19 protein-coding genes are annotated in these 21,197 nt (G+C 69.8%); 9 read left to right on the top strand and 10 right to left on the bottom strand.

Annotation, left to right across the window (positions count from 1 at the left end):
• Positions 1–84 precede the first annotated feature (84 nt).
• The 3 genes from RYH80_RS14135 (at position 85) to RYH80_RS14125 (ending at position 2,635) form a co-directional block, all read left to right on the top strand.
• Entirely contained in the window at positions 85–549 is a 465-nt protein-coding gene (locus tag RYH80_RS14135; RefSeq protein ID WP_370904538.1) for a DUF5799 family protein, read from the top strand.
• Between the two features lie 162 nt (positions 550–711).
• On the top strand, positions 712–1,908 hold the full coding sequence (locus RYH80_RS14130; protein WP_370904537.1) for a DUF7972 family membrane protein: 1,197 nt from the start codon (positions 712–714) through the stop codon (positions 1,906–1,908).
• Positions 1,909–2,053: 145 nt separating this feature from the next.
• A complete protein-coding gene (locus RYH80_RS14125) occupies positions 2,054–2,635 on the top strand; it encodes a GNAT family N-acetyltransferase (protein ID WP_370904536.1) in 582 nt (193 codons plus the stop codon).
• 14 nt (positions 2,636–2,649) lie between these two features.
• On the opposite strand, the gene RYH80_RS14120 is transcribed toward RYH80_RS14125, so the two are convergent.
• The 3 genes from RYH80_RS14120 to RYH80_RS14110 all read right to left on the bottom strand — a co-directional run bounded on the left by RYH80_RS14120 (position 2,650) and on the right by RYH80_RS14110 (position 5,452).
• Positions 2,650–2,865 carry a hypothetical protein gene (locus tag RYH80_RS14120; RefSeq protein WP_370904535.1) on the bottom strand — a complete coding sequence of 72 codons (216 nt, stop codon included), beginning with the start codon at positions 2,863–2,865 and terminating at the stop codon, positions 2,650–2,652.
• 113 nt (positions 2,866–2,978) lie between these two features.
• Entirely contained in the window at positions 2,979–3,833 is an 855-nt protein-coding gene (locus tag RYH80_RS14115) for a YqjF family protein (RefSeq protein WP_370904534.1), read from the bottom strand.
• 134 nt (positions 3,834–3,967) lie between these two features.
• A complete protein-coding gene (locus RYH80_RS14110) occupies positions 3,968–5,452 on the bottom strand; it encodes a carotenoid oxygenase family protein (RefSeq protein WP_370904533.1) in 1,485 nt (494 codons plus the stop codon).
• A gap of 215 nt (positions 5,453–5,667) precedes the next feature.
• Between RYH80_RS14110 and RYH80_RS14105 the strand changes: the two genes are divergently transcribed.
• Together RYH80_RS14105 and RYH80_RS14100 are read left to right on the top strand one after the other, a co-directional pair.
• The gene (locus tag RYH80_RS14105) at positions 5,668–6,945 is read left to right on the top strand and encodes an aminotransferase class V-fold PLP-dependent enzyme (protein ID WP_370904532.1); all 1,278 of its coding nucleotides are present in this window, start codon (positions 5,668–5,670) and stop codon (positions 6,943–6,945) included.
• A gap of 145 nt (positions 6,946–7,090) precedes the next feature.
• Entirely contained in the window at positions 7,091–7,930 is an 840-nt protein-coding gene (locus RYH80_RS14100; protein ID WP_370904531.1) for a CRISPR-associated protein Cas4, read from the top strand.
• A gap of 71 nt (positions 7,931–8,001) precedes the next feature.
• Here RYH80_RS14100 and RYH80_RS14095 read toward each other — a convergent pair whose 3' ends face one another.
• Entirely contained in the window at positions 8,002–9,834 is a 1,833-nt protein-coding gene (locus RYH80_RS14095) for a peroxidase family protein (protein WP_370904530.1), read from the bottom strand.
• A 185-nt stretch (positions 9,835–10,019) separates the two neighbouring features.
• Positions 10,020–10,604 carry an L-threonylcarbamoyladenylate synthase gene (locus RYH80_RS14090; protein ID WP_370904529.1) on the bottom strand — a complete coding sequence of 195 codons (585 nt, stop codon included), beginning with the start codon at positions 10,602–10,604 and terminating at the stop codon, positions 10,020–10,022.
• Positions 10,605–10,880: 276 nt separating this feature from the next.
• On the opposite strand from RYH80_RS14090, the gene RYH80_RS14085 reads away from it, so the two are divergent.
• Complete coding sequence (locus tag RYH80_RS14085; RefSeq protein WP_370904528.1) at positions 10,881–13,685, top strand: PAS domain-containing protein; 2,805 nt, start codon at positions 10,881–10,883, stop codon at positions 13,683–13,685.
• A 107-nt stretch (positions 13,686–13,792) separates the two neighbouring features.
• On the opposite strand, the gene RYH80_RS14080 is transcribed toward RYH80_RS14085, so the two are convergent.
• Together RYH80_RS14080 and RYH80_RS14075 are read right to left on the bottom strand one after the other, a co-directional pair.
• Positions 13,793–14,566, bottom strand: coding sequence for an ABC transporter permease (locus RYH80_RS14080; RefSeq protein ID WP_370904527.1), 774 nt, complete (start codon positions 14,564–14,566; stop codon positions 13,793–13,795).
• The gene (locus RYH80_RS14075) at positions 14,563–15,615 is read right to left on the bottom strand and encodes an ABC transporter ATP-binding protein (RefSeq protein WP_370904526.1); all 1,053 of its coding nucleotides are present in this window, start codon (positions 15,613–15,615) and stop codon (positions 14,563–14,565) included. The genes RYH80_RS14080 and RYH80_RS14075 overlap by 4 nt, the downstream gene beginning before the upstream one ends.
• A 163-nt stretch (positions 15,616–15,778) precedes the next feature.
• Here RYH80_RS14075 and RYH80_RS14070 point away from each other — a divergent pair, with 163 nt between their 5' ends.
• On the top strand, positions 15,779–16,723 hold the full coding sequence (locus RYH80_RS14070) for a DUF7351 domain-containing protein (RefSeq protein WP_370904524.1): 945 nt from the start codon (positions 15,779–15,781) through the stop codon (positions 16,721–16,723).
• A gap of 78 nt (positions 16,724–16,801) precedes the next feature.
• Here the strand turns inward: RYH80_RS14070 and upp are convergent, their stop codons facing one another.
• Positions 16,802–17,479, bottom strand: a complete 678-nt coding sequence (gene upp, locus RYH80_RS14065; protein WP_370904522.1) for a uracil phosphoribosyltransferase — start codon at positions 17,477–17,479, stop codon at positions 16,802–16,804.
• Positions 17,480–17,675: 196 nt separating this feature from the next.
• Here upp and RYH80_RS14060 point away from each other — a divergent pair, with 196 nt between their 5' ends.
• Positions 17,676–18,512, top strand: coding sequence for an SDR family NAD(P)-dependent oxidoreductase (locus tag RYH80_RS14060; RefSeq protein ID WP_370904520.1), 837 nt, complete (start codon positions 17,676–17,678; stop codon positions 18,510–18,512).
• 133 nt (positions 18,513–18,645) lie between these two features.
• Here the strand turns inward: RYH80_RS14060 and RYH80_RS14055 are convergent, their stop codons facing one another.
• On the bottom strand, positions 18,646–18,999 hold the full coding sequence (locus RYH80_RS14055) for a twin-arginine translocation signal domain-containing protein (RefSeq protein WP_370904519.1): 354 nt from the start codon (positions 18,997–18,999) through the stop codon (positions 18,646–18,648).
• Positions 19,000–19,179: 180 nt separating this feature from the next.
• Here RYH80_RS14055 and mdh point away from each other — a divergent pair, with 180 nt between their 5' ends.
• Positions 19,180–20,106, top strand: coding sequence for a malate dehydrogenase (gene mdh, locus RYH80_RS14050; RefSeq protein WP_370904518.1), 927 nt, complete (start codon positions 19,180–19,182; stop codon positions 20,104–20,106).
• 118 nt (positions 20,107–20,224) lie between these two features.
• Here the strand turns inward: mdh and RYH80_RS14045 are convergent, their stop codons facing one another.
• The gene (locus RYH80_RS14045; protein ID WP_370904516.1) at positions 20,225–21,091 is read right to left on the bottom strand and encodes a CheF family chemotaxis protein; all 867 of its coding nucleotides are present in this window, start codon (positions 21,089–21,091) and stop codon (positions 20,225–20,227) included.
• Positions 21,092–21,197: the final 106 nt, after the last annotated feature.

The following is a 21,197-nucleotide window of genomic DNA, read 5'->3' as shown; positions in this document are numbered from 1 at the left end:
ACGCGACGGTCGATTGCTCGGGTGGCCCGTACCGCGGCGACGGGAGGGGAAACCCACAAGCCGGCCGCCCACCTCCGGTCGAGTATGAGCGACTGGACGGACGCCATCGTGGGCGACCGGATGCAGGTGGACCAACAGTTCAACAGCCGCGTCCGGCAGTCGACGTTCACGAACCAGGAGTGGGGGTTGATCATGACCGCCACGGAGTTCGAGATCGAGGACGCCGACGACCCCGAGACGGCCCGGATCGTCGCCGACACCGAGAAGCTCCCGCAGATCATGCCCGAACTGGAGAACATGTCCGACGGGATGGGCGGGATGGCCGGCGGTCCCGGCGGCGGACCCGGCGGTGGGTCCGGCGGCGGCGGCCTCTCGGACGCCATCTCCGGGATCAAGGACGCAGTGCTGGGCGGCGGTGGCGACTCCGGCCCCGACGAGGAGAAACTCGCCGCGGCGGAGGACCTCACCCAGGAGTACGCCGAAGCGCTCCAGGACCACCTCGAACAGCGCGGGAAGTGGGAGCAGGTGCGACTCGCCTACCAAGAGTAGGCTCGCAGGCGCGCGACGCCCGAGGGTCGGTCGGACGACGGGCGAGACTCGAGCGAGGGTGACGGGAGCGGTGGGCGGTGTCCGCTCCGGTGACGGGTCTCGACGGACACCGACCGCAGCTCCAGCGGAACGTTCACTTCGGTGGTGATCGAACGGCGACTCGTGACTGGAGAGTCCGCGGCCGACGACGAGACGACGGCGAGCGACGGCACCGGAGAGACGGCGGCGGACGACGCCGGTGGGGGGACGGCGACGGAAGACGAGGACGCGGGACGGGGCGGCGACTCGTCGGACGACGACACCGGGGGCGACCGTCACCTCGACCGCGAGGGGGGTACCGCGGACGAGATGCGCGAGCGCGGCGAGGCCGGGGGATTCGCCTTCCGGGTGTTCGTGAGCGCCCCGCGGTCGACGGTGATCGCCGGCTCCGTCGTCGGGCTGTGGCTCCTCCTCGTCGCCGTCGGGACACTGGTCCCGGAGGCGGCGACGGCATTACGGACTGGCGACCCCGTGGAGACGGTGTTCCAGGCGTTCGTGGGCGCGACGATCACCGGCGTCACGCTCGTCGTCACGCTCGATCAGCTCGTCCTCTCACAGGAGTTGGGCGCCGTCGGCGACCAACGCGAGCGGATGACCGGGGCTCTGGAGTTCCGGGAGGAGGTGGCCGAGGCGACCGGGGAGCCCGCGCCGGCGGAGCCGTCGGCGTTCCTCCGCGTGCTCGTCACCGCTGCGCGCGACCGGGCGCGCGAACTCGGCGACACACTCCCGGCGTCGGTCGAGGACGGCGAGCGATCCGAGGAGGCGCCACCACCCGAACGCCTCGCGGCGCTCGCGGCCGACGTGGAACGAGACGCCGAGCGCGTCCGCGAGGGACTGGCCGGAGCGGAGTTCGGAACCTTCGGCCTGTTGGCCCCGGCGTTGAACTTCGACTACTCGCTGTTGCTCCACCGCGCGCGGCGGCTCCAACACGTCGAGGCCGACGCCGTGACCGACACCCAGCGGGAGCGACTGGACGAGGTGGCGACGACGCTGGAGCTGTTCGGCCCGGCGCGTGAGCACCTGAAGACGCTGTACTTCCAGTGGGAGCTGATCGACCTCTCGCGGGTGATCCTCGGTGCGGCCGTGCCGGCGCTGGTGACGGCCGTCTCGGCGGTGTTGTTCCACGAGGTGTTGCTCGTCGACGGCGGCGTCGCGGGTGTCTCGTTCGCGGTCGTCGCGGTCGCCGCCGCCGTCGCCGTCGCGTCGCTCCCGTTCCTCGTGTTGACCGCCTACGTGTTGCGTATCGCGACCGTCACCAAACGGACGCTCTCCATCGGGCCGTTCACGCTCCGCGGGCGCGACGACGACGCACCGGAGTGACTCGCCTCCCTCCCCCGACGACGACGCACCGGAGTGACTCACCCACTGACGCCGTCGACGCCGTTCCACCGCACCGCCGGGCGTCCCGTGCGAGCGACACTCACGGACACACAAGAGGTATACTGCGGTCGCCGAACCGGAGTGTATGCCAGGAGCACGCGTCACGCGAGACGGGGAGACGGGCGTGACTCTGCGGACGACAGAGCCGGACGACGCCGACTTCGTCCAGCGAGGACTCACCAACCCCGAGATCAGGTACCCGCTGGGGAGTTCGATCAGGAGCCGCGCGGAGACGGAGTCGTGGCTGACCGAGACCGACGGCGACGGCGGCTTCCTCGTCTGTCTCGATGACCCCTCCTCGGGGTCGGCGAGCGAGTCCGGTCGGCGGATCGGCGCGGTCTCGATCGACGACGCCGACTGGCGACGACCGGAGTTGGCATACTGGCTCGTCCCGGAGGTCCACGGCGAGGGGTACGGCACCGCGGCCGTCTCGCTGCTAATCGACTACGTGTTCCGGACGTACGACCACCCGGCGGTCGGTGCCAGTGCGTACGCGTTCAACGACGCCTCGCGCGGCCTGTTGGAGTCGCTGGGCTTCGAGCAGGAGGGCGTGATCCGTCGGGACCGCTTCGTCGACGGCGCGTACGTCGACACGGTGCAGTACGGGCTCCTCCGCGAGGACTGGTGGGCGGACCGCGAGGACGAGCGGCGTCGGATGGCGGAGTGAGAGCGCGACTCTTCTCAGAGGTCCGTCGAGGTGATCTCGACGACCCGCTCGTGGGGGACGGTGACGGTCGTGTCGTCGCGTTCGACGACGCGAATCACGGACTCGCCGGTGCCGAGACTCGTCGCACGCCCCACGCCCCGGACCGTTCGTGTCCCCTTCGGCGTCGTGTACCGGAGTTCGATCTCGCTGTACGCGTCGTCGCGTCGCACCTTCGAGAAGTCCAGTTGCACGCCGGTCCGCTCGTCACCCGCAGACAAAAGCGTACCTGCGGAGCGTGTGTCGACCGACGACCGTCCTGCCGGCGACGGAGCGACAGCGGACTTGCTGCCGGCGACGGGTGGCGTCACCGCTGCAGCTCCGCGACCGGGCGGCTCTCGGAGGCGCGCGTCGTCACGCGCGGACTGTAGTAACAGACCGGCTCCGTCTCCGGCTCGGCGAACCCGTTGGCGGCGAACAGGTCGTTGCGGTACAGGTCGACCGTCGCCTCGTACAGCGGCCAGCGTTCGTGCGACACCGTCGCGTAGCGCAGGTCTCCGTCCGGCGTCTCGGTGAAGTACCGCGCGCGGTCCGTGAGGAACGACGCCAGCGAGCCGCGTTCGGCGGTGAACGCCTCGCCGGTCGGGCCGTACCGCCCCGCGAACGACGCCGCCCGTGCGCCGGGGTGGCGGCGACGACTCTCGAACCGGACACCGTCGTCCGTCTCTCGGAGGTCGATCTCGGCGCGGTAGTACGGCAGGTGGTGGAGCAGGCGGGCGCCCGCGACGCCGGCTGCCCCTTCCGCGTCGAGACTGTAGAAGTAGACGCCAGCCTCGGGTGCCATCGGGTCGGCGGCGGCGTCTCCCGCCGCGGGCTCGTCCGCGTTGGCACGCCCGTCCGTGTCGTCTCCGTCACCCGCCTCACCCACGCCGTCCGCTTCGCTCTCCCCGCCCGCTCCGTCCGTCTCGCCTGTCCCGTCTCCCTCGTCCGCGAGACGGACGTAGGTCCGGAGGTTCAACTCCGGGAGTGGGACCCCGAGTCCGTCGGGGAGCCACTGGGGTCGCACGTCGACGTTCGTGAACGGCACGACCGAGAGGTACGCGTCTCCGTCGTAGGTGTCGACGACGAGGCCGTCCGGCAGCGTCGGGGCGACGACCGCCGGATCGACGGGCCAGTTGAGGAACCCGACGTGTTCCCAGCCCATGTGGAGGTCACCGAGCATCCGTGATCACTCGACCGTCGTACGTGACGCAGACGGAAGGGTACCGCGGTGTTCTCGGCGGGTGGTGTGCCCCGATCCCGAGTGGTGTAGCCCTGTCTAGGCGGCGTAACCGTACGACGGGTCTGTCGACCGGCTCAGGCCATACTCCGCACCGGGTCACCGTCGCGGTAGAACTGGCCGTGGAAGCCGTACGGGAGCCGGTGGACACCCTCGGCGCGGGCGACCCGTTCCATCGTCCGGGCGTCCAACACGACGAGGTCCGTCCGCTCGGCGTCGGCGTCCAACACGGTGGTGACGATCACGCCCGCGTCCTCGGCGTCCGCGCCCGGGGCACTCTCGAACAGCGGTTCGCCGGGGAACGCCGCCCCCGTGCGGTCCGGCGTCCACGTCGTCGTCTCCTCCGTCCGGTGGTCGTACTTCACGAGTCGCGTCGGCAGACTGGAGCCGTCGGCGTTCGCCGCGAGGTAACAGTAGCGGTACGGCTCCCCGAGTCGGTCCGGGTACGCCAGCGTCGGGAACTCCACCTGGCCCTCGTACAGCGTCTCGCGGGCCGCCCGCCCGTCGTCCAACGGGAGCCGGTAGCGCACGAAGTCGCCGGTCGGCACGTCCGGGTCCGAACCGGCGAGGTTCTCGAGAGTCAACCCCGTCATCGCCCGCTCGTCCTCGTAGGCGATCAGGTCGACGACGATCGTGTCGTCCTCGCGGAAGGCGTTGGCGTGGTGGTAGACGAAGAACGGGTCCGCCGCCACCCGGTGGGCCACCTCCCCCGTCTCGCGGTCGAACAGGAGGAACGCGGCGTCCCGCGTCGGCGCCGACCCGCGACCGGGACCACTCCCCTCGAAGGCGGTGATCGCGTCCAGGAACGTCCCGTCGCCGAACGCGCCCGTGAGCAGCTTCGTCGTGTCGAGCCCGTACGGGATCGACGCGAGGATCGCGAACTCGTCGGTCAACGCGAACGAGTGGGCGTACGGCGCGTCGTCGAACGACACCTCGCCGACGATCTCCGGGCTCGCCGTCCGGCGGTCGCGCTCGAACAGGGTGTACGTCGCGCCGCTCCCGTAGGAGACGGCGAAGTTGACGAACACGTCCCGCTCGGGGTCGTAGTGTGGGTGCCCGAGCGTGAAGTCCGCGTCCAGCCCGGTCGTGAGGTCGCGCCGGCCGGTCGTCGCCAGCGTCTCGTCGTCGACCGCGACGCCGACCGGCGACTCCGTGATCGCCGTCACCGTCCCGCCGAGGTGTTGGACGCCGATGGAGGGGTTGTCCTGGAACGCCCCCGTGAGCGTGTGGCGGAGTCGCGTGAACAGCGATCGATCCGGCGGCGTGCCGGGGAGCATCCGGCGGACGTCCCCGTGTTCGCGGGCGTACTCGTAGTCCTCGCTGCGGACGAACCGGTTCGTGTACGTCACCGTGTCCGTCCGCCCGTCGATCCGGAAGCCGCGCAACAGTGCGTACGGGTCGAACCAGTGGCGCAACGGGGTGTCGCCCGCCTCGAACTGCCCGGGGCCGTTGCGGATCAGTCGCCCGACGAGCCAGTCCGGGAGCGACCCCTCGACCGACAGCGACGCGTCGGCCACCTCCTCTCGTTGCGTCTCGAACCCGAGTGCGTGCGCCGGTGACACGGTCGCCACGTACGTGGGCGGTCGGTAGGAACTTGTCGCTCGCGCGCAGGCTGGCGGTGGTTCGTGTCACGCTCCGTCCAGCCCGGCTCCGTGCCGCTCCGTGCCGATCCGGTTCCGCCGCGACGGGACGCGAGCGGCCGCGTGCCGCCGGAGTCGACGCGCTCGGATCGGGGAGACCGAAGAGGTGTTACGGCTCGGCCACCACTACACGAGTGATGGGAACACAGGAGCAGTACGCGGTCGACGTGGAGTCGATCCGTGCGGACTTCCCGGTGCTCGACCGGCAGGTCGGCGGCGACCCGACCACGCCGGGGCCGGACGAGGACGACGACACGCCGCTGGTGTACCTCGACAACGCCGCGACGAGTCACACTCCGGAGCCGGTCGTGGAGGCCATCGCGGACTTCTACCGGACGTACAACGCCAACGTCCACCGCGGGATCCACCACCTGAGTCAGGAGGCGTCGGTCGCCTACGAGGAGGCACACGACCGCGTCGCCGAGTTCGTCGGCGCGGACGGCCGCGAGGAGATCGTGTTCACCAAGAACACGACGGAGTCGGAGAACCTCGTCGCGTACGCGTGGGGGCTGGCGGAACTTGGCCCCGGCGACAACGTCGTGATGACTCAGATGGAACACCACGCCTCGCTGGTCACCTGGCAGCAGATCTGCGAGAAGACCGGCGCGGAGGCGCGGTACGTCCGCGTGACGGACGGGGGGTACCTCGACACGGACCACGCCGCCGAGTTGATCGACGACGACACCCAGATGGTGAGTGCGCTCCACGTCTCGAACACGTTGGGGACGGTCAACCCCGTCGAGGAACTCACGGCGTTGGCCCACGAGCACGACGCCTACGCCTTCGTCGACGGTGCGCAGGCGGTCCCACACATGCCGGTCGACGTGGCGGAGATCGGCTGTGACTTCTACGCCTTCTCCGGGCACAAGATGTGTGGGCCGACCGGGATCGGCGTGTTGTACGGGAAGGAGGCCGTGTTGGAGGAGATGGAGCCGTACCTCTACGGTGGGGAGATGATCCGGTCGGTCACCTTCGAGGACTCCGAGTGGGAGGAGTTGCCCTGGAAGTTCGAGGCCGGCACCCCGGTGATCGCACAGGGGATCGGACTCCACGCCGCGATCGACTACCTCGAGGAGATCGGGATGGACCGCGTCCACGACCACGAGTCGGCCCTGGCCTCCTACGCCTACGACCGGCTGACGGAACACGACGACGTGACCGTCTACGGGCCACCAGGCGACGACCGTGCGGGGTTGGTCGCGTTCAACCTCGACGGCGTCCACGCCCACGACCTCTCGAGTATCGTCAACGACCACGGCGTCGCGATCCGGGCGGGCGACCACTGTACCCAGCCGCTCCACGACGAACTCGGCGCGGCGGCGTCCGCGCGAGCCTCGTTCTACGTCTACAACACCCGCGAGGAGGTCGACGCACTCGTCGAGGCGGTCGACGAGGCACGGCAACTGTTCGCCTGACTGCGAAGTGGATCACGCTGCGGCTCGTTGTCTACCTCTCGGGCGTTCGACGACACCGTCCCGAGGGTTCAAGTCGGATACCACGACCAGACGGCACGTGCCACCGACACCGCCCACCCCGGCCGACACCCGAGACGGCCGTACAGTGACAGACTCGTCGACTCCCGACGGCGACACGGAGAGCGCCGCCGCCGAACCACCCGACGGCGAGGACACCACCACAGAGTCCCGCGACACCGACGACCTCACCGCCTTCTCGGACCTCGCACGCGCCGCCTACTGTCCACGGCAGCTCTACTACGCCCGTCGCGACGAGCGCACGGTGCCCGAGACGGTGACACGCGTCACCGCTCTCGCGGACCGCTACCGGGAACTCAGGGACGCGGACGACGCGACACTCGCGACCACTCCCGTCGCCGTCGAGCCGGCGACCTACCGCGAGCGACTCCGAACACTCGCCGAGCGGCCGGTCTGGGACGCGCTCGTCGCTCCCGCGGCCCGGGAGACGTACCTCGTCGGGAAGGACTGTCACGGTGTCGCGTCGAAGGTGCTCGCGGGCGCGACGCTCGCGGCTGCGGGCGACGACGGAGCGACGCCGGACGACGACCAGACTCCCGTCGACGACGAGCCCACGACGGACGGCACCCCACCGCCGGCACCGGTGTTCGTCTCGCCGGGAGAGCCACACGAGACGGGGGTGTGGGAACCACACGCCGTCAGAGCCGTCGCGGCGGCGAAGGCGCTCGCGTGGGAGCGCGAGCGCGAGATCCCGCGTGCCTTCGTCGAGTACCCGGCGTACGCGGTCGTCCGCGAAGTCCGACTCGGCGTCAGGCGGACCGCGGCCTACCGGCGCGCACTCCGGACGGCGCGCGGGATCGACGGCCCGCCGCCGCGGCTCGGCGGCTCGCCGAAGTGCGACCCCTGTCCGTACCGCGAGGAGTGTGGCGTCGCGACGAACAGTCTCCGGAGTCTCCTCGGGCTGTGAGAGCGGCCACCGGCGGGCGACCCGCGGCGCCGACGGGCGACCACCGCCTCACCGACCGCAACCGACACGACTCACCGCCCGAAGGCGAGCAGTTCCCCGACGGTGAGGTGCCTGTCGAACGGGAGCACGTCCGGGTCCGCGGGCGTCCAGTTCGGCTGGAGTCGCCGGTAGGACTTGGGGTTCTCGTCGACGAGGCCGACGAGCGTCTCCGCGACGAGCCGACTCCCGACCGGACCGAGGCGCGCGCCGTCGTGTTCCTCCGCCGCCTCGCCGAGGACGTAGAACCACAGCGGCGTCTCCCGGTCGCCGGGCGCGACCGGGACCGCCTCGGCGGCCTCGGTGAAGCCGACCGCCTCGCTGGAGAGCGGGTCGACACCCATCGCGCGCGCCACCGCCTGGCCGGACGGGAGCCCGAGCCGTCGCCCGCGGACGAGGTTGCGAGCCGCCAGCGACGACGGCCCCTCGCCGACGAACGGGAGGTCCATCAGACTGTTCGGGAGGACGGTGTCGATGGGGGCGACACGCTGGACGGAGCCGCCGTCCAGGTCGAAGAACCGCGCCCAGTCGACGGTGCGGTCCGACGGCACCACGCGGAAGCCGCGCAGCGTCGGCCCCCCTTCGGCGGTGAACAGGTCCGCCTCGAACTCGTCGTTGACCGTGTACCGCTCCTCGATCCGACTGTGGCCGTACCGGTACGCGGCCCCCGCGAACTCCAGGGGCACGAACGGCCGGTCGTCGTCGGGCACCTGGTAGAACTCGCGGCCCTCCTCGCGGACCGACTCGACGATCTCGGGGTCACACACCCGCGGGAGGAAGTCGTTCAACAGTAGCCACTGGTACGTCCACCGGAGCAGCTGTTGGGCCTCCTCGAAGCGCCCCTCCTCGATCCCCTCGGCTTCGAGTCTGTCGACGATCTCGTTGTGTGCCGACAGCATCGAACACTGGACCTGCGAGACGATCAGGTTCTCGTCGTTGCGTGGGTCGCCGATCAGTGCCGTCTCCTGGCTGTTTCGCGGCACGTCGGCCAACTCCCCGGCGTCGTTGCGCCGGAGGAGGAACTTCGCCGGGTCGGCCTGTTCGGTCGCCTCGCCGCGGGGCGCACCACGCTGGTAGAGGTGGCGACTCACCTCGGGGCCGGCGCCGTACACGTTGTCCAGGTCCGTCCCCGGCGTCCGGAAGTTCCGCAAGGCGTCCGGGTCGTTCTGTCTGTCGAGACTCGACGTGGGGTCCAAGGTCACGTCGTGGTCGACGAACTGCCCGAAGAACACGTACCCCGCCGGCGGGAAGTCGCTGTCCTCCGGCCGCTCGCGCTCGCCGCCGTCCATCGGGCCACCCTCGCGCCCGAGCAGTTCGAGGAACTCCGGGTCGTGGGTGGCCGGGGGCAGCGCGTCGAACAGCCGCCGGAACCGCCCGAACCCACGTGTGCCGGGGCGACGCGGCGTCTCCGTCATCCCGCGCTGTTCGACGGTGCCGTGGTGGGGCATCTGCGAGTCGCCCGCGTAGCCGCCGACGAGCATCGTCGCGACCGACGAGGAGACCTGGCCGCCGTCGGCCGTCGCGTCGGCGGCGTCGCCGTCGAGGTCTGCACTCGCCGGGAGCACGACGGTGTCGAGTTCGCCGCCACCGTCGGCGACCAGTTCGGTCACGGACTCGCGTGCCAGCGGCTCCGACCCGGGTCCGACGACTTCGAGCGTCGGCTCCGAGTCGGCGACTGCCGCGGGCGACTCGTCGACGACGAGGTCGAACGTCCCCGACGCGTCCGTCTCCGCCTCCGCGAGTGGCTCCCCGTCCGTCCGTGTGTCGTCGGCCGCCTCGCTCCCCGCGACGAGTCTGACCGGCACGTCCGCCGCCGGCCCCGCCGGCGGCTGGACGACACGCCCCGAGACTACGGTGTCACTAGACATGACGACCGAGTCTGAGGACTACCGACCCTTGAAATTACGCTACGGTTACACCTGTTCTTCCTTACTGAATCTAGAGAAGTGGCGATAAAACGGACGAGAGGCGGCTCCGTTCTGTCGTCGACACGTCTCGAGTCCCGGCCGACGAGTCCGGGTGGTGCCGCAGCCGACCGATCACGGCGGCGGCCTCACTCGTCGAGCCAGTCGCGGATCGCGTCGGCTCGTGGGCCGGCGCGGTGGATCACGCCCCGTTCGGGGTCGACGACGGTGCTCTCGCCGCCGGGCGTCTCGCCGGTGTCGACGACTGCGTCGACCCGGTCGCGGATCGACGCCGAGAGGGTCGCGACGCGGCGGACACTCCCGGTCCCCGAGCGGTTCGCGCTCGTCGCCGTCACCGGGCACTCGGCACGGGCGGCCAACTCGCGGGCGGTCTCGTCGGCCGGCACTCTGATGCCGACGCGGTCGCTGCCGGCGGTCAACACGTCCGGGAACTGCGGGCCGCGGGTGACGACGACGGTCACCGGTCCGGGGAGGAACTCGCGAGCGAAGGCGGTCGCTCGGTCGCTCGGTGCCGTCGCGTCGAGTGCGGTCTCGACGTCGGGGAACCCCGCCGAGAGCGGCTTCTCGCGGTCGCGCCCCTTCGCGTCGAACACCCGCTCGACCGCCGTCGCGTCGGTCGCGTCGGCACCGAGCCCGTACACCGTCTCCGTGGGGTAGACGACGAGACCACCCTCTCGGAGGACGCCCGCGGCGTGGTCGAGTGTGTCTGTCACGAGTCGCCGTCGGTCGTACACGGAGAAGTGTGTAGCGGCTCGGACCGATCCGCACGGTGGGCCAGGAGGCAGCGTGGAGGCGCGGATCGAAGAGAGGCGACACACGTACCGGAGAGTCGCCCGTCCGGGGACGTCGTCCCCCTTCGCGTCCGAGGGAGTCGCCCGTCCGAGGGCGTCGTCCCCCTTCGCGTCCGCGACAGCCGGCGGGGCCGTCTGGAGGCTGCTCCAGAGAGCAGGGTCAGGATTAATACCGAGTACCACGAGCGTGTACTCGACGTGAGGAACTCGACCGTTCCCGTCACCGTGTTGTACGTCGACGACGACGAGACGGCGGTGACCCGTGTCCGCGAGCGCCTCTCCGACGAGACGACGACGGTCCGGACCGCCGACGGCGTGGCGAGTGCGCTGACAGTCGTCCGGGGCGACGGCGTCGAGGGTGACACGACGGGGACCCGAGAGGGTGACACGACGAGGACCCGAGAGGGTGACTCCGAGGGAGTCACTACGGGCCACGAGGAGTGTGACGGCACGCGCCGCGACGGCGGACAACGTGTCCGACCACCGGACGGACCGGGCGAGCCGGACGGTAGAGCCAGCCACGTGGCCGCAGGGCAGATCGACTGCGTAGTGACGGCACAGACACTCGCCGACGACAGTGGGGTCACGCTGGTGGAGCGACTGACGACCGAGGCACCGTCGGTGCCGACGGTGTTGGTCGCCGACGACCCGAGCCCGGCCGTCGAGCGCGCCGCGACGGAGGCGGGGGCGTCGGCGTTCGTCCCGATCCGCGACCCGGACGCGTCGCTGGACCGCTTGGCCCGGCGTGTTCGGTCGGTGGCCGCGACCGCTCGCGAGCGTGCACGTGCCGAACGCACCGTAGAGCGGTTCCGCCAGACGCTGGACCGGACGACGGACGGCGTGTACTCCGTCGACGACGACTGGCGGATCGTGTACGTCAACGAGCGGATGGCAGAGCGGATCGGTGTCGACCCGGACGAGTCGATCGGGGTAGTGCTCTGGGAGGCGTTCCCGGAGCTCGTCGGGACCGAACTGGAGCGTCGCTACCGCGAGGCGATGGCGACCGGCGAGCCGGTCGCGTTCCAGACCCGGCTCCAGGCGCCGGTCGAGTACGAGGCGGAGATCCGCGCGTTCCCGGACGAGGACGGTCTGACCGTGTTCTCGCGGGACGTGACCGATCGAGAGACGCGACGACGAGAGTTGGAGCGCGACGAGGCGATCCTGCGGACCGTCGACGACGCCGTGTTCGTGTTGGACGACGCCTTCCGGGTCCAGTACGCGAACCCCGCGGCCGCGTCGTTGGTCGGCGCCGACGAGCCCGAGGCGGTCGTCGGAGACCCCGTCGCAGACGTGGTCGAGGGCCGACTCGACCCGGCGGCCGCGGCGGCGTTCGGGGACGCGGTCGCCGGCGTGTTCGACGACGGGGGGACGGATCCCGGTCGTGGCACGGGCGACGAGATGCGACTCTCCTTCGAGACGCCCGACGGCACACGCGACTTCGACGTGCGGCTCACGCCGTTCTCGCCCGACGAGGGGGAACAGCTCGTCGTGGTCGCGCGCGACGTGACGGAGGCGGCCGAGACGGAGCGTCGTCTCGAACGCACCAACGAGCGACTAGCCTCGACCGTCGCGGCCGCGCCCTCGCCCATCGTCGAGGTCGCCCCGGACGGCACCGTCCGCTCGTGGAACCGCGCCGCCGAGTCGGTGTTCGGGTGGGAGCGCGACGCCGTCGTCGGCGGCCCGAACCCGCTGACGGAGGCTGCGGGCGGTGACACCGTGGCGACGTACTTCGAACGAGCGTTCGAGGGCGAGCGCGTCCGTGCCGTCGAGACGCGCGCGACACGCCGCGACGGCGGTCGAGTGGACGTGTTGCTGTCGGCGGCACCGATCACGACCGACGACGGCACCGTCGAGAGTGTCATCGCCGTCGTGACCGACATCACCGAGCGCAAGGAGTTCGAGGCGCGCCTCCGAGACCTCCAGTTCGTCGGTCGGGAACTCAACGACTCCGAGTCCGTGGCTGCCGTCGGCGAGGCCGCCGTCGCGGCCGCCGAGGAAGTGCTCGACCTCGAGTTGACCGTCCTGCGACGGTACGACGAGCGAACCGACCGCCTCCTCCCGGTGGCGGCGACCGACCGGACGCGGGAACTGTTCGGCGAGTTGCCGGCGTTCGAACCCGGCGAGAGTCTGGCCCACGAGGCGTTCGAGTCGGGCGAGGTCCGCGTGTGGACCGAACTCGACGAGACCTCTGGGACGTACGCCGAGGACACGGCACTGCGCAGCGAGGTGCAGGTACCACTCGGCGAGTACGGGCTGTTGTCGACCGGGACCGTCGACCGCCGGGAGTTCTCGCAGACGGAGGTCGACCTGTTCCGCCTGCTCGGGGCGAGCGTGGAGGCGGCGCTGCGGCGCGTCGAGCGGGAGGCGGAGCTCCGGCGTCAGAACGAACGCCTCGACGAGTTCGCCAGTGTCGTCGCACACGACCTCCGGAACCCCCTGTCGGTCGCCGACGGCTACCTCGAGGTGGCTCGCGACACCGGGGAGACGGAGCACCTCGAGCCCGTCGCGGACGCTCACGACCGGATCGGGCGACTGATCGACGACTTACTCGCACTCGCACGCGGTGGTGCGGCGGTCGAGGATCCGGAACCGGTGTCCGTGGCGGCGCTGGCCCGCGAGGCGTGGGGGTACGTCGACACGACCGACGCCACGCTCGTCGTCGACGACGGCCTCGGTGAGGTGACCGGCGACCGGAGTCGGCTCGCACGCGTCTTCGAGAACCTGTTCCGCAACGCCGTGGACCACTCGCCGGGCGCGGTGACGGTGACGGTCGCGCCGCTGTCGGACGGCCGGTCGGGGTTCGCGGTCGCAGACGACGGCCCCGGGATCGACCCAGCGGACCGCGATCGAGTGCTCGAACACGGGTTCTCGACGAGCGAGGCGGGGACCGGGTTCGGGCTCTCGATCGTCGCCGACACCGTCGAGGCACACGGCTGGACGGTGTCGGTCGGAGAGTCCGCGGACGGCGGCGCGCGGTTCGAGATCGAGACGGAGTCGTCGTGATCACCCCCTCGGCGGGAGGGTCGACCGGTCGTCGACGGGCCCGAGCCGAGACGGAGTGGACGTGTCGGTGACTCGGCGGCGCCGGACGGAACGGGCGGGCCGTCGGCTCAGTAGTGTCCCAGGACGCCACGTCGGCGCGCGACACGGAGGCAGTACCCGAACACGACACCTCCGACGACGAGGAACCCGACCGCCTTCCCGACGAGCAGTCCCAGTTCGGCGACCGGCATCGCCGACAGTGGCTCCCCGTCCGCCATCGTTCGCGTGAGGAGGGCCGTTCCGAGGTTCAGCGGGAGCAGTCGAACGAGCCCGCGGCCACGGATCGCGACTGCGACGAGGAAGCAGAACTGGACGAGCAGGAACAACTGGCTGATCCGCTTGTACAGCAGTGCGAGGCCGCCGGCGGCGAGACCCAATCCGACGACGGGCACGACCGTCGCGACGGTCAGTGGGACGACCGTGAGGAGGTCCAGCGTCAGATACCGTCCGGTCGTCACCATCATCGCGAGCAACAGGAGTCCGCTCGTGATCGTGTTCACCAGGAGGCCGGCGAACACCTCGGCCGACAACACCGTCCGGAACGGGAGTGGACTCGCGTACAACTGCTCTAGCGTCCCCCAACTCGCCTCTCTCGTGATCGTCTGTGCCGGCCCCTGGAAGGCACTCCACGAGAGCGACCAGACGAAGAAGCCGACGATGACGCCTGCGAGGCTGTCGTCGAGGGTCGCGGGTGCCACGGACTGTCCGCCGAGGAACAACAACAGGAACATCACGTACGTCGTCGCCACGTTCGACAGCGTGTTCAACCAGTACCGTCGCAAGAGTGCCACCTCCTTCTCGAAGACGACGTGCACCATCGCGTACGTCTCCGCGAGACTCATCGGGACCTCCCACTCGCGACGGGCACGGTCGTCTCGTCGTCGGTCGCCCGAGTCGTCGACGCGGCGTCTCCGCCTCCCGTGCCGTCCCCCGCCGTCAGTTCGAGGAAGACCGTCTCGAGGTCCGGTTCGATCGACTCCATCGACTCGATCGTCGCACCGGCACGCTCCAGCGCTGCGACGAGGTCGTACACCGCGTCCGGTTCCTCGACCGTCACCTCGACCGTGTCCGCCGACCACTCGGTCTCGAACGCCGAGAGCGCCGACTCGGCGGTGCCAGCCGACGCGAGTCGGATGCGGTACGCCTGTCGACGGAACAGTCGCAACAGCGAGTCGACCGGTCGGTCGACGACGACACGTCCACCGTCGAAGACGACCACGCGATCACACAGTCGCCGGACGACGTCCATGTCGTGGCTGGAGACGACCACGGCACGGTCCTCCTCGGCGGCGAGTCTGGACAACTCCGCACAGAGATCACGCGCCGCCGACACGTCGAGTCCGAGCGTCGGTTCGTCCAGGAACACGAGCGGTGTGTCGCGGGCGAGTGTGCAGGCGATGCTCAGCTTCTGTTGCATCCCCCTCGACAGCGTGTTCGCGACGGTGTCCGCCTTCGTCGACAGGCCGAGCGTCTCCAACAGGCCTTCGTGACGCTCCCGTCTGTCGTCCGGGTGGAGTCCCTGGAGTCCCGTGAAGAACCGGAGGTTCTCGCGGACGGTGAGCCGCCAGTAGACGTTCCGTGCCCCCTCCAAGACGGCGCCGGCGTGCCGGTACGTCGCTCGCGACGCTCGGGTCGGGTCCACGCCACCGATTCGAATCCGCCCGGCCGTCGGCTCCACCAACCCGAGACAACACTTGATCGTCGTCGTCTTCCCGGCACCGTTCGGCCCGAGCAGGCCGACGACCGACCCCGACTCGACGGCGAACGAGACGTCGTCGACCGCGGTGACGCTGCCGTCGTCGGTCTCGTACCGCTTCGTCAGGCCGTCGACAGAGAGGAGCGGTTCACTGTCTCTTCCGGTCGTTCGTCGACACCTGTCGTCGTCGGTCACGAGTGTCGGAGAGGGCAGGAACCGGATTAAGCGTTTCTTGGAGACGTATCCAGTAACTCGCCCGACAGGTTCGCGCCCGATCGTCGTCGCACCCGTGTCCGGTCTTCAGTGATCGTGGGTCCCGTGTACACCGTTTATGTGGACGGGCGACCGTCGAGTCCCTGTGACTGGTTCCGACCGGACCGACGGGGCGTCGTCGGGAGACGACACCGGCAGGGGAGCCCCCGACCACTTCGCGCTACTGGCCGACGAGACGCGACTGGAGACGCTCAGAGTCCTCGCAGACGAGCGGCGCGAGAACTGGCGGCCGTCCGGGTTGCGGTTCGCAGAACTCCGACGAGCAGTCGGTGTCGACGACGCCGGCACGTTCAACTACCACCTCGAGAAGCTCGTCGGCACGTACGTCTACGAGGACGACGGAACGTACGTTCTCACCAACAGTGGGCTGGAGATCGTCGACGCCGTGCTCGCCGGGCGGTACGGCGGGGACGACCGACGACTGACTGGGGAGATCGACGACGTGTGCCCGACGTGTGGCGGGAGTCTCACTGCGATTCACGAACGCGGGTGGATTCGAGTCGTGTGCGACGAGCACGGGATCGTCTTGGGGACGACACTACCGTCGGGTGCCGCGGTCGGTCGAGAGATCGACGCAGTCGTCGACATCGCCGTTCGCGACCTGCTCAACGACACGGAGTGGGGGATGAGGGGCGTCTGCTTCCGTTGCTGGGGGGCGATGGATCGCGAAGTGCAGTTCGGGACCCCAGATCGCCACCCAGCCACCGGGGAGTCACTCGACGCCGCGCAGCGAGTCGCCGACCCCGACGAACCGGTCGCCGTGTTCGGGTGCTCTCGCTGTGAGACGGTGTTCTGGGGGAGCGTGACCGCCGCACTACTCCGGGCGGAGCCGGTCGTCGCGTTCGCCACCGACCACGGAGTCGAGCGTGAGTCCGTCCGAGCCCTCTTCGAGACCGGGACGGTCACCGTAGAGCGACGCGACCCGCCTCGACTCGCCGTGTCGTTCGACGCACCGGAAGGAGACGCGACGCTGCGAGTGACCGTCGATCGAGGGTTGTCGACGACGGCAGTCGAACGGACGGACGAGTGACTGACGGCGAGGTGATCGTGGGTCGGGTGGGTGACGACCGGCGAGGTGATCGTGGGTCGGGTGGGTGACGACCACCAGTCACTGCGTCCGGAAGGCGCGGTCACCGGCGTCGCCCAGTCCGGGGACGATGAACCCGTCCTCGTCGAGTTCGTCGTCGATGGCGACGGTCAGCAGGTCCGCCTCGGGGTACGCCTCGCTCACGCGGAGCAGGCCGTCGGGCGCCGACACCGCCGAGAGCACGAACAGGTCCTCCGGTTCCTCGCCGACCTCGGTCACGTGATCGAGGACGGTACACATCGTCGAGCCGGTCGCGAGCATCGGGTCTGCGACGATCACGGTGTCCTCGCTCGTGATCTCCGGGAGTTTCGTGTAGTCGATGGTGATCGGGAATGTGCCGTCGTCTGCCATCCCGGCAGACTCGTCGCGACCGGCGGAGATGACGCCCTGTTTGGCCCGCGGGAACGCCTTCAGGAGCCCCTCCACGAACGGCGTCGCCGCCCGCAAGACGTTGACGATCACCACGTCGTCGAGCCCGCGGACGCGCTCGCCGGTGGTCTCGGCCAGCGGCGTCTCGATGGAGACGTACTCCGTCTCCATCGCCCCGTCGATGATCTCGTACCCACAGATGCGGCCGAGCTTCACGAGTCCCTTCCGGAAGGCGACCTGTTCGGTCTCGACGTCTCTGAGTCGGGACAGCGTGTGCTTGGCGAGCGCGTGAGTGATGAGGTGCGCGTCGCCTCGTTCCTCGATTGGCATCGTCGGAGTGAGTGACCGGCGACCGCTAAACTCCACCGGTTCGGTGCCCGCACCGGCCGTCGCTCCCCGGCCGTGCTGCCGGCCGGACGCGCCGCCCTCGTACCGACGGGACGGCGGACGACGGTGATCCGGCCGACCCCCACGGACAGTCGTCGCTGGAGAAAAGCATAAATTTGTGACTCCCCTCACGCATCGCGTGTCGACTAGTGACGAGGACGGGGAGAGGAGAGTGGAATCGGGCGCGCCAGAGCGCACGGACGGAGGAGCGGCGCAGTGGACCGGCCTCCTGGCGGGGAAGACGGCAGTCGTCACCGGTGGTGCCAGTGGCATCGGTCGCGAGATCGCGATCCAGTTCGCCCGCCACGGCGCAGACACGGTGCTGGCGGACGTGCGTCGGACGCCACGTGGCGGCGGGACGCCCACCGACGAGGTGATCGAGCGCGAGACGGACGCCGAGGCGACCTACGTCGAGTGTGACGTGGCAGCGCCGGACGAGGTCGCCGCGGTGATCGAGACCGCAGCCGCCGACGGGTTGGACGTGCTCGTCAACAACGCCGCCGTCGCTCGACTGGACGACTACGACGCGGACCGCGAGATCGTCGACCGGTTCTTCGACGTGAACGTGAAGGGGTGTCTCTACGCGGCGCGGACGGCCGCCGCGGAGATGGACACCGGGTGTATCCTCAACGTCTCCAGCGTCGAGGCTCTGGCCGGGACCGGACCGCGACCCGTCTACGGGGCGACCCGCGGCGCGTTGCGACAGCTCACGTTCGCGCTCGCGGATCGACTCGGGCCGGAGATCCGCGTCAACTCGATCCTCCCGGGGCTGATCGACACGGAGCTCGTCCGCGAGGACGTGCCGATCCTCGGCGACGACGAGGCACTGGCGGCCCTGGAGGCGGCGACGCCGCTGTCGCGGTACGGCGACCCCCGCGAGATCGCCGATCCCGCGGTGTTCCTCGCCAGCGACCTCGCCTCGTTCGTGACGGGGGCAGAACTGGTCGCCGACGGCGGACTGACCTACACCCAGTGAGGCGGTCGGCCGGCGACGCGGTGCGGTCGACGTTCCCGGGGAGACCGCGACGCGGTGCGGTCGACGTTCCCAGGGGGAGACCGCGACACGGTGCGTGTGACACTCCGAACGACCCGGACGCCCGCGTGCCGGGTCAGAAGCAGCAGCGACTCGTCAACTGCCACTCGCCACAGATGTCGCCGCCGCCACACTGGCAACACTCGCGCTCGTACAGCGACTGGTCGTAGTCCGCACAGGCCGGCGAGTCGCACTTGTACTCCGTCGTACAGTCCGAACAGCTCTGGGCGACCGCCGAGAGGTCGGCGACCACGCGGTCGGGCTCGGTCGACTCCCGCTCGGCGACGACCTCGCCGTCCACCGCCGGACCTTCGACCGCGTCGGGGGAGACCGCGCTCGCGGCGCTCGCGAGCCCCGCGCCGCTGGCCGCCCCGACGCCGACTGCCTTCAGCACGTTCCGTCTGTTCGTGTGATCGTCTCCGTCGGACATCAGGCGGCAGAACGCCGAGTGTCGACTTAGTTTTACTCCAAATTTGCCACTTGCAGTTCTGTCGGGAGGAAGACAGGAGCGGGAGAATTCGACGGACGACGAACACCGCATCCGACGTTCAGGGCCCACAGCCGCCGACTCCGAAACGCTTACCGGGATTTCGGCGTCAGTTTCGCACGCATGACGAAAGTGAGCATCGTCGGCGCGGCGGGCACCGTGGGCGCCGCGGCCGGCTACAACCTGGCGCTGCGCGACGTAGTGGACGAACTGGTCTTCGTGGACATTCCCGACAAGGAAGACGAGACGGTCGGGCAGGCGGCCGACACCAACCACGGCGTCGCGTACGACTCGAACACGACGGTCCGGCAGGGGACGTACGCCGACACCGCCGGCTCGGACGTGGTCGTGATCACGGCGGGGATCCCGCGCCAGCCCGGCCAGACGCGGATCGATCTGGCGGGCGACAACGCGCCGATCATGGAGGACATCGGCGCGTCGCTGCGCGAGCACAACGACGACTTCGTGTCGATCACCACCTCGAACCCGGTGGACCTGCTCAACCGCCACCTCTACGAGACGGGTGAGCGAGCCCGCGAGAAGGTGATCGGCTTCGGCGGGCGACTCGACTCCGCCCGCTTCCGGTACGTACTGTCCGAGCGGTTCGACGTGCCCGTCCAGAACGTCGAGGCGACGATCCTCGGCGAGCACGGCGACGCGCAGGCGCCCGTCTTCTCGAAGGTGCGCGTCGACGGGGCGGACCCGACGTTCGACGCCGACGAGCGCGAGGAGATCCTGAGCGACCTCCAGCAGTCCGCGATGGACGTGATCGAGCGGAAGGGCGCCACGCAGTGGGGCCCGGCGACGGGTGTCGCCCACATGGTCGAGGCCGTCCTGCGGGACACGGGCGAGGTGTTGCCTGGCTCGATCCCGCTCGACGGGGAGTACGGCTACGAGGACACCGCCGTCGGCGTCCCGCTGAAGCTGGGTAGCGACGGCGTCGAGGAGGTCGTCGAGTGGGACCTCGCCGACTACGAGACGGAGCTGTTGGACGACGCCGCCGAGAAGCTCGCCGACCAGTACGACCAGATGACCGACGCCGCGGAGTAGCGCCACGCGCCGGCTAGAGCTCTTTGTGCGGTGACGCGGACAGACCCCCACGTGACCGACGGTGGAGACGGGACCGAGGTGGTGGCGGATCTGTTCGGGTCGGGGAGTTCGCGACTACTCAGGTGTTCACCTGTTCGATCCGGTTGCCGGCGACGACCTTCCCCTTCATCGTCAGGGTGGTCTCCTCTTTGGTGTCGGCGATCAGGCCCTTCTCGCGGAGCCCGCGCAACACCATCGTGAGCCGCTGTGGGTTGAAGTCGACGACGTTCGACAGCGAGACACCCGGCGCGGTGTACAGGGCGACGAGAATCTCCTCTTCCTCGTCGGTGATCGTCGTGTCGGCCAACTCCTCCTCGATGTCGGAGTAGCGCATCCGGACGTACCGCCCCAGCAGGTTCGTCTTCCGCGGGGACTTGATGCCGGCCTCCGTGGTGATCGCCTCCCCGTCGGTGAGGTGGCGGAAGTCGACGACCGGGTGGGAACCGGCGCCGATGTCGCGTTTCGAGCGGTCGACGCCGATCACGTCGTCGAGGTCGATCTCGACGCGTGCGCCACCGCTCGACTCGAAGCCGATCACCTCCCACTGGAGATCCAGCGTCGCCGTCACCGGGTCCTCGTCCGTCACGCGACCACCGCGGCGCGCCGGGTGCCGGACCAGTGTCGGTGTCCCGTTCAACAGCACCTTGAACAACACCGTCGAGAACCGCTCGATGTGCTTGTCGTCGCCCTCGATGGCGACGAACCGGCGGGTGTCGTCGGCCTCGTAGGCGACGGTGACGGTGTCGTTGAAGTACATCCGGAGTTCGTCCGGCACCTCGCCGACCTGCACGTCGAAGATGTTCGAGACGGGGATGTTCTCCTTGAAGTCGTCCGCGACGAGGACGAGCTGCGTCTTGTTCAACAAGATCCGCCCGTTCGGCGGCTCGCCACCGACCTGGTGGCTGTAGAACCGGCCGGGAAAATCGGCGACGACCGACTCGCTCATAGAACCGTCTTCCACGCCGGCCGACTTACCCGTTTCGGGTGGTGCACGGCGAGACGAGTGCCGGGTCGACCGTGACGACCACGCGAGGTCCACTCGCACGGCGTGG

Source organism: Halobaculum sp. MBLA0147 (assembly GCF_041361345.1).
Classification (GTDB): Archaea; Halobacteriota; Halobacteria; order Halobacteriales; family Haloferacaceae; genus JAHENP01.
Note: the sequence above shows the minus strand (reverse complement) of the source record. Positions and strands in the feature narration are given on the sequence as shown.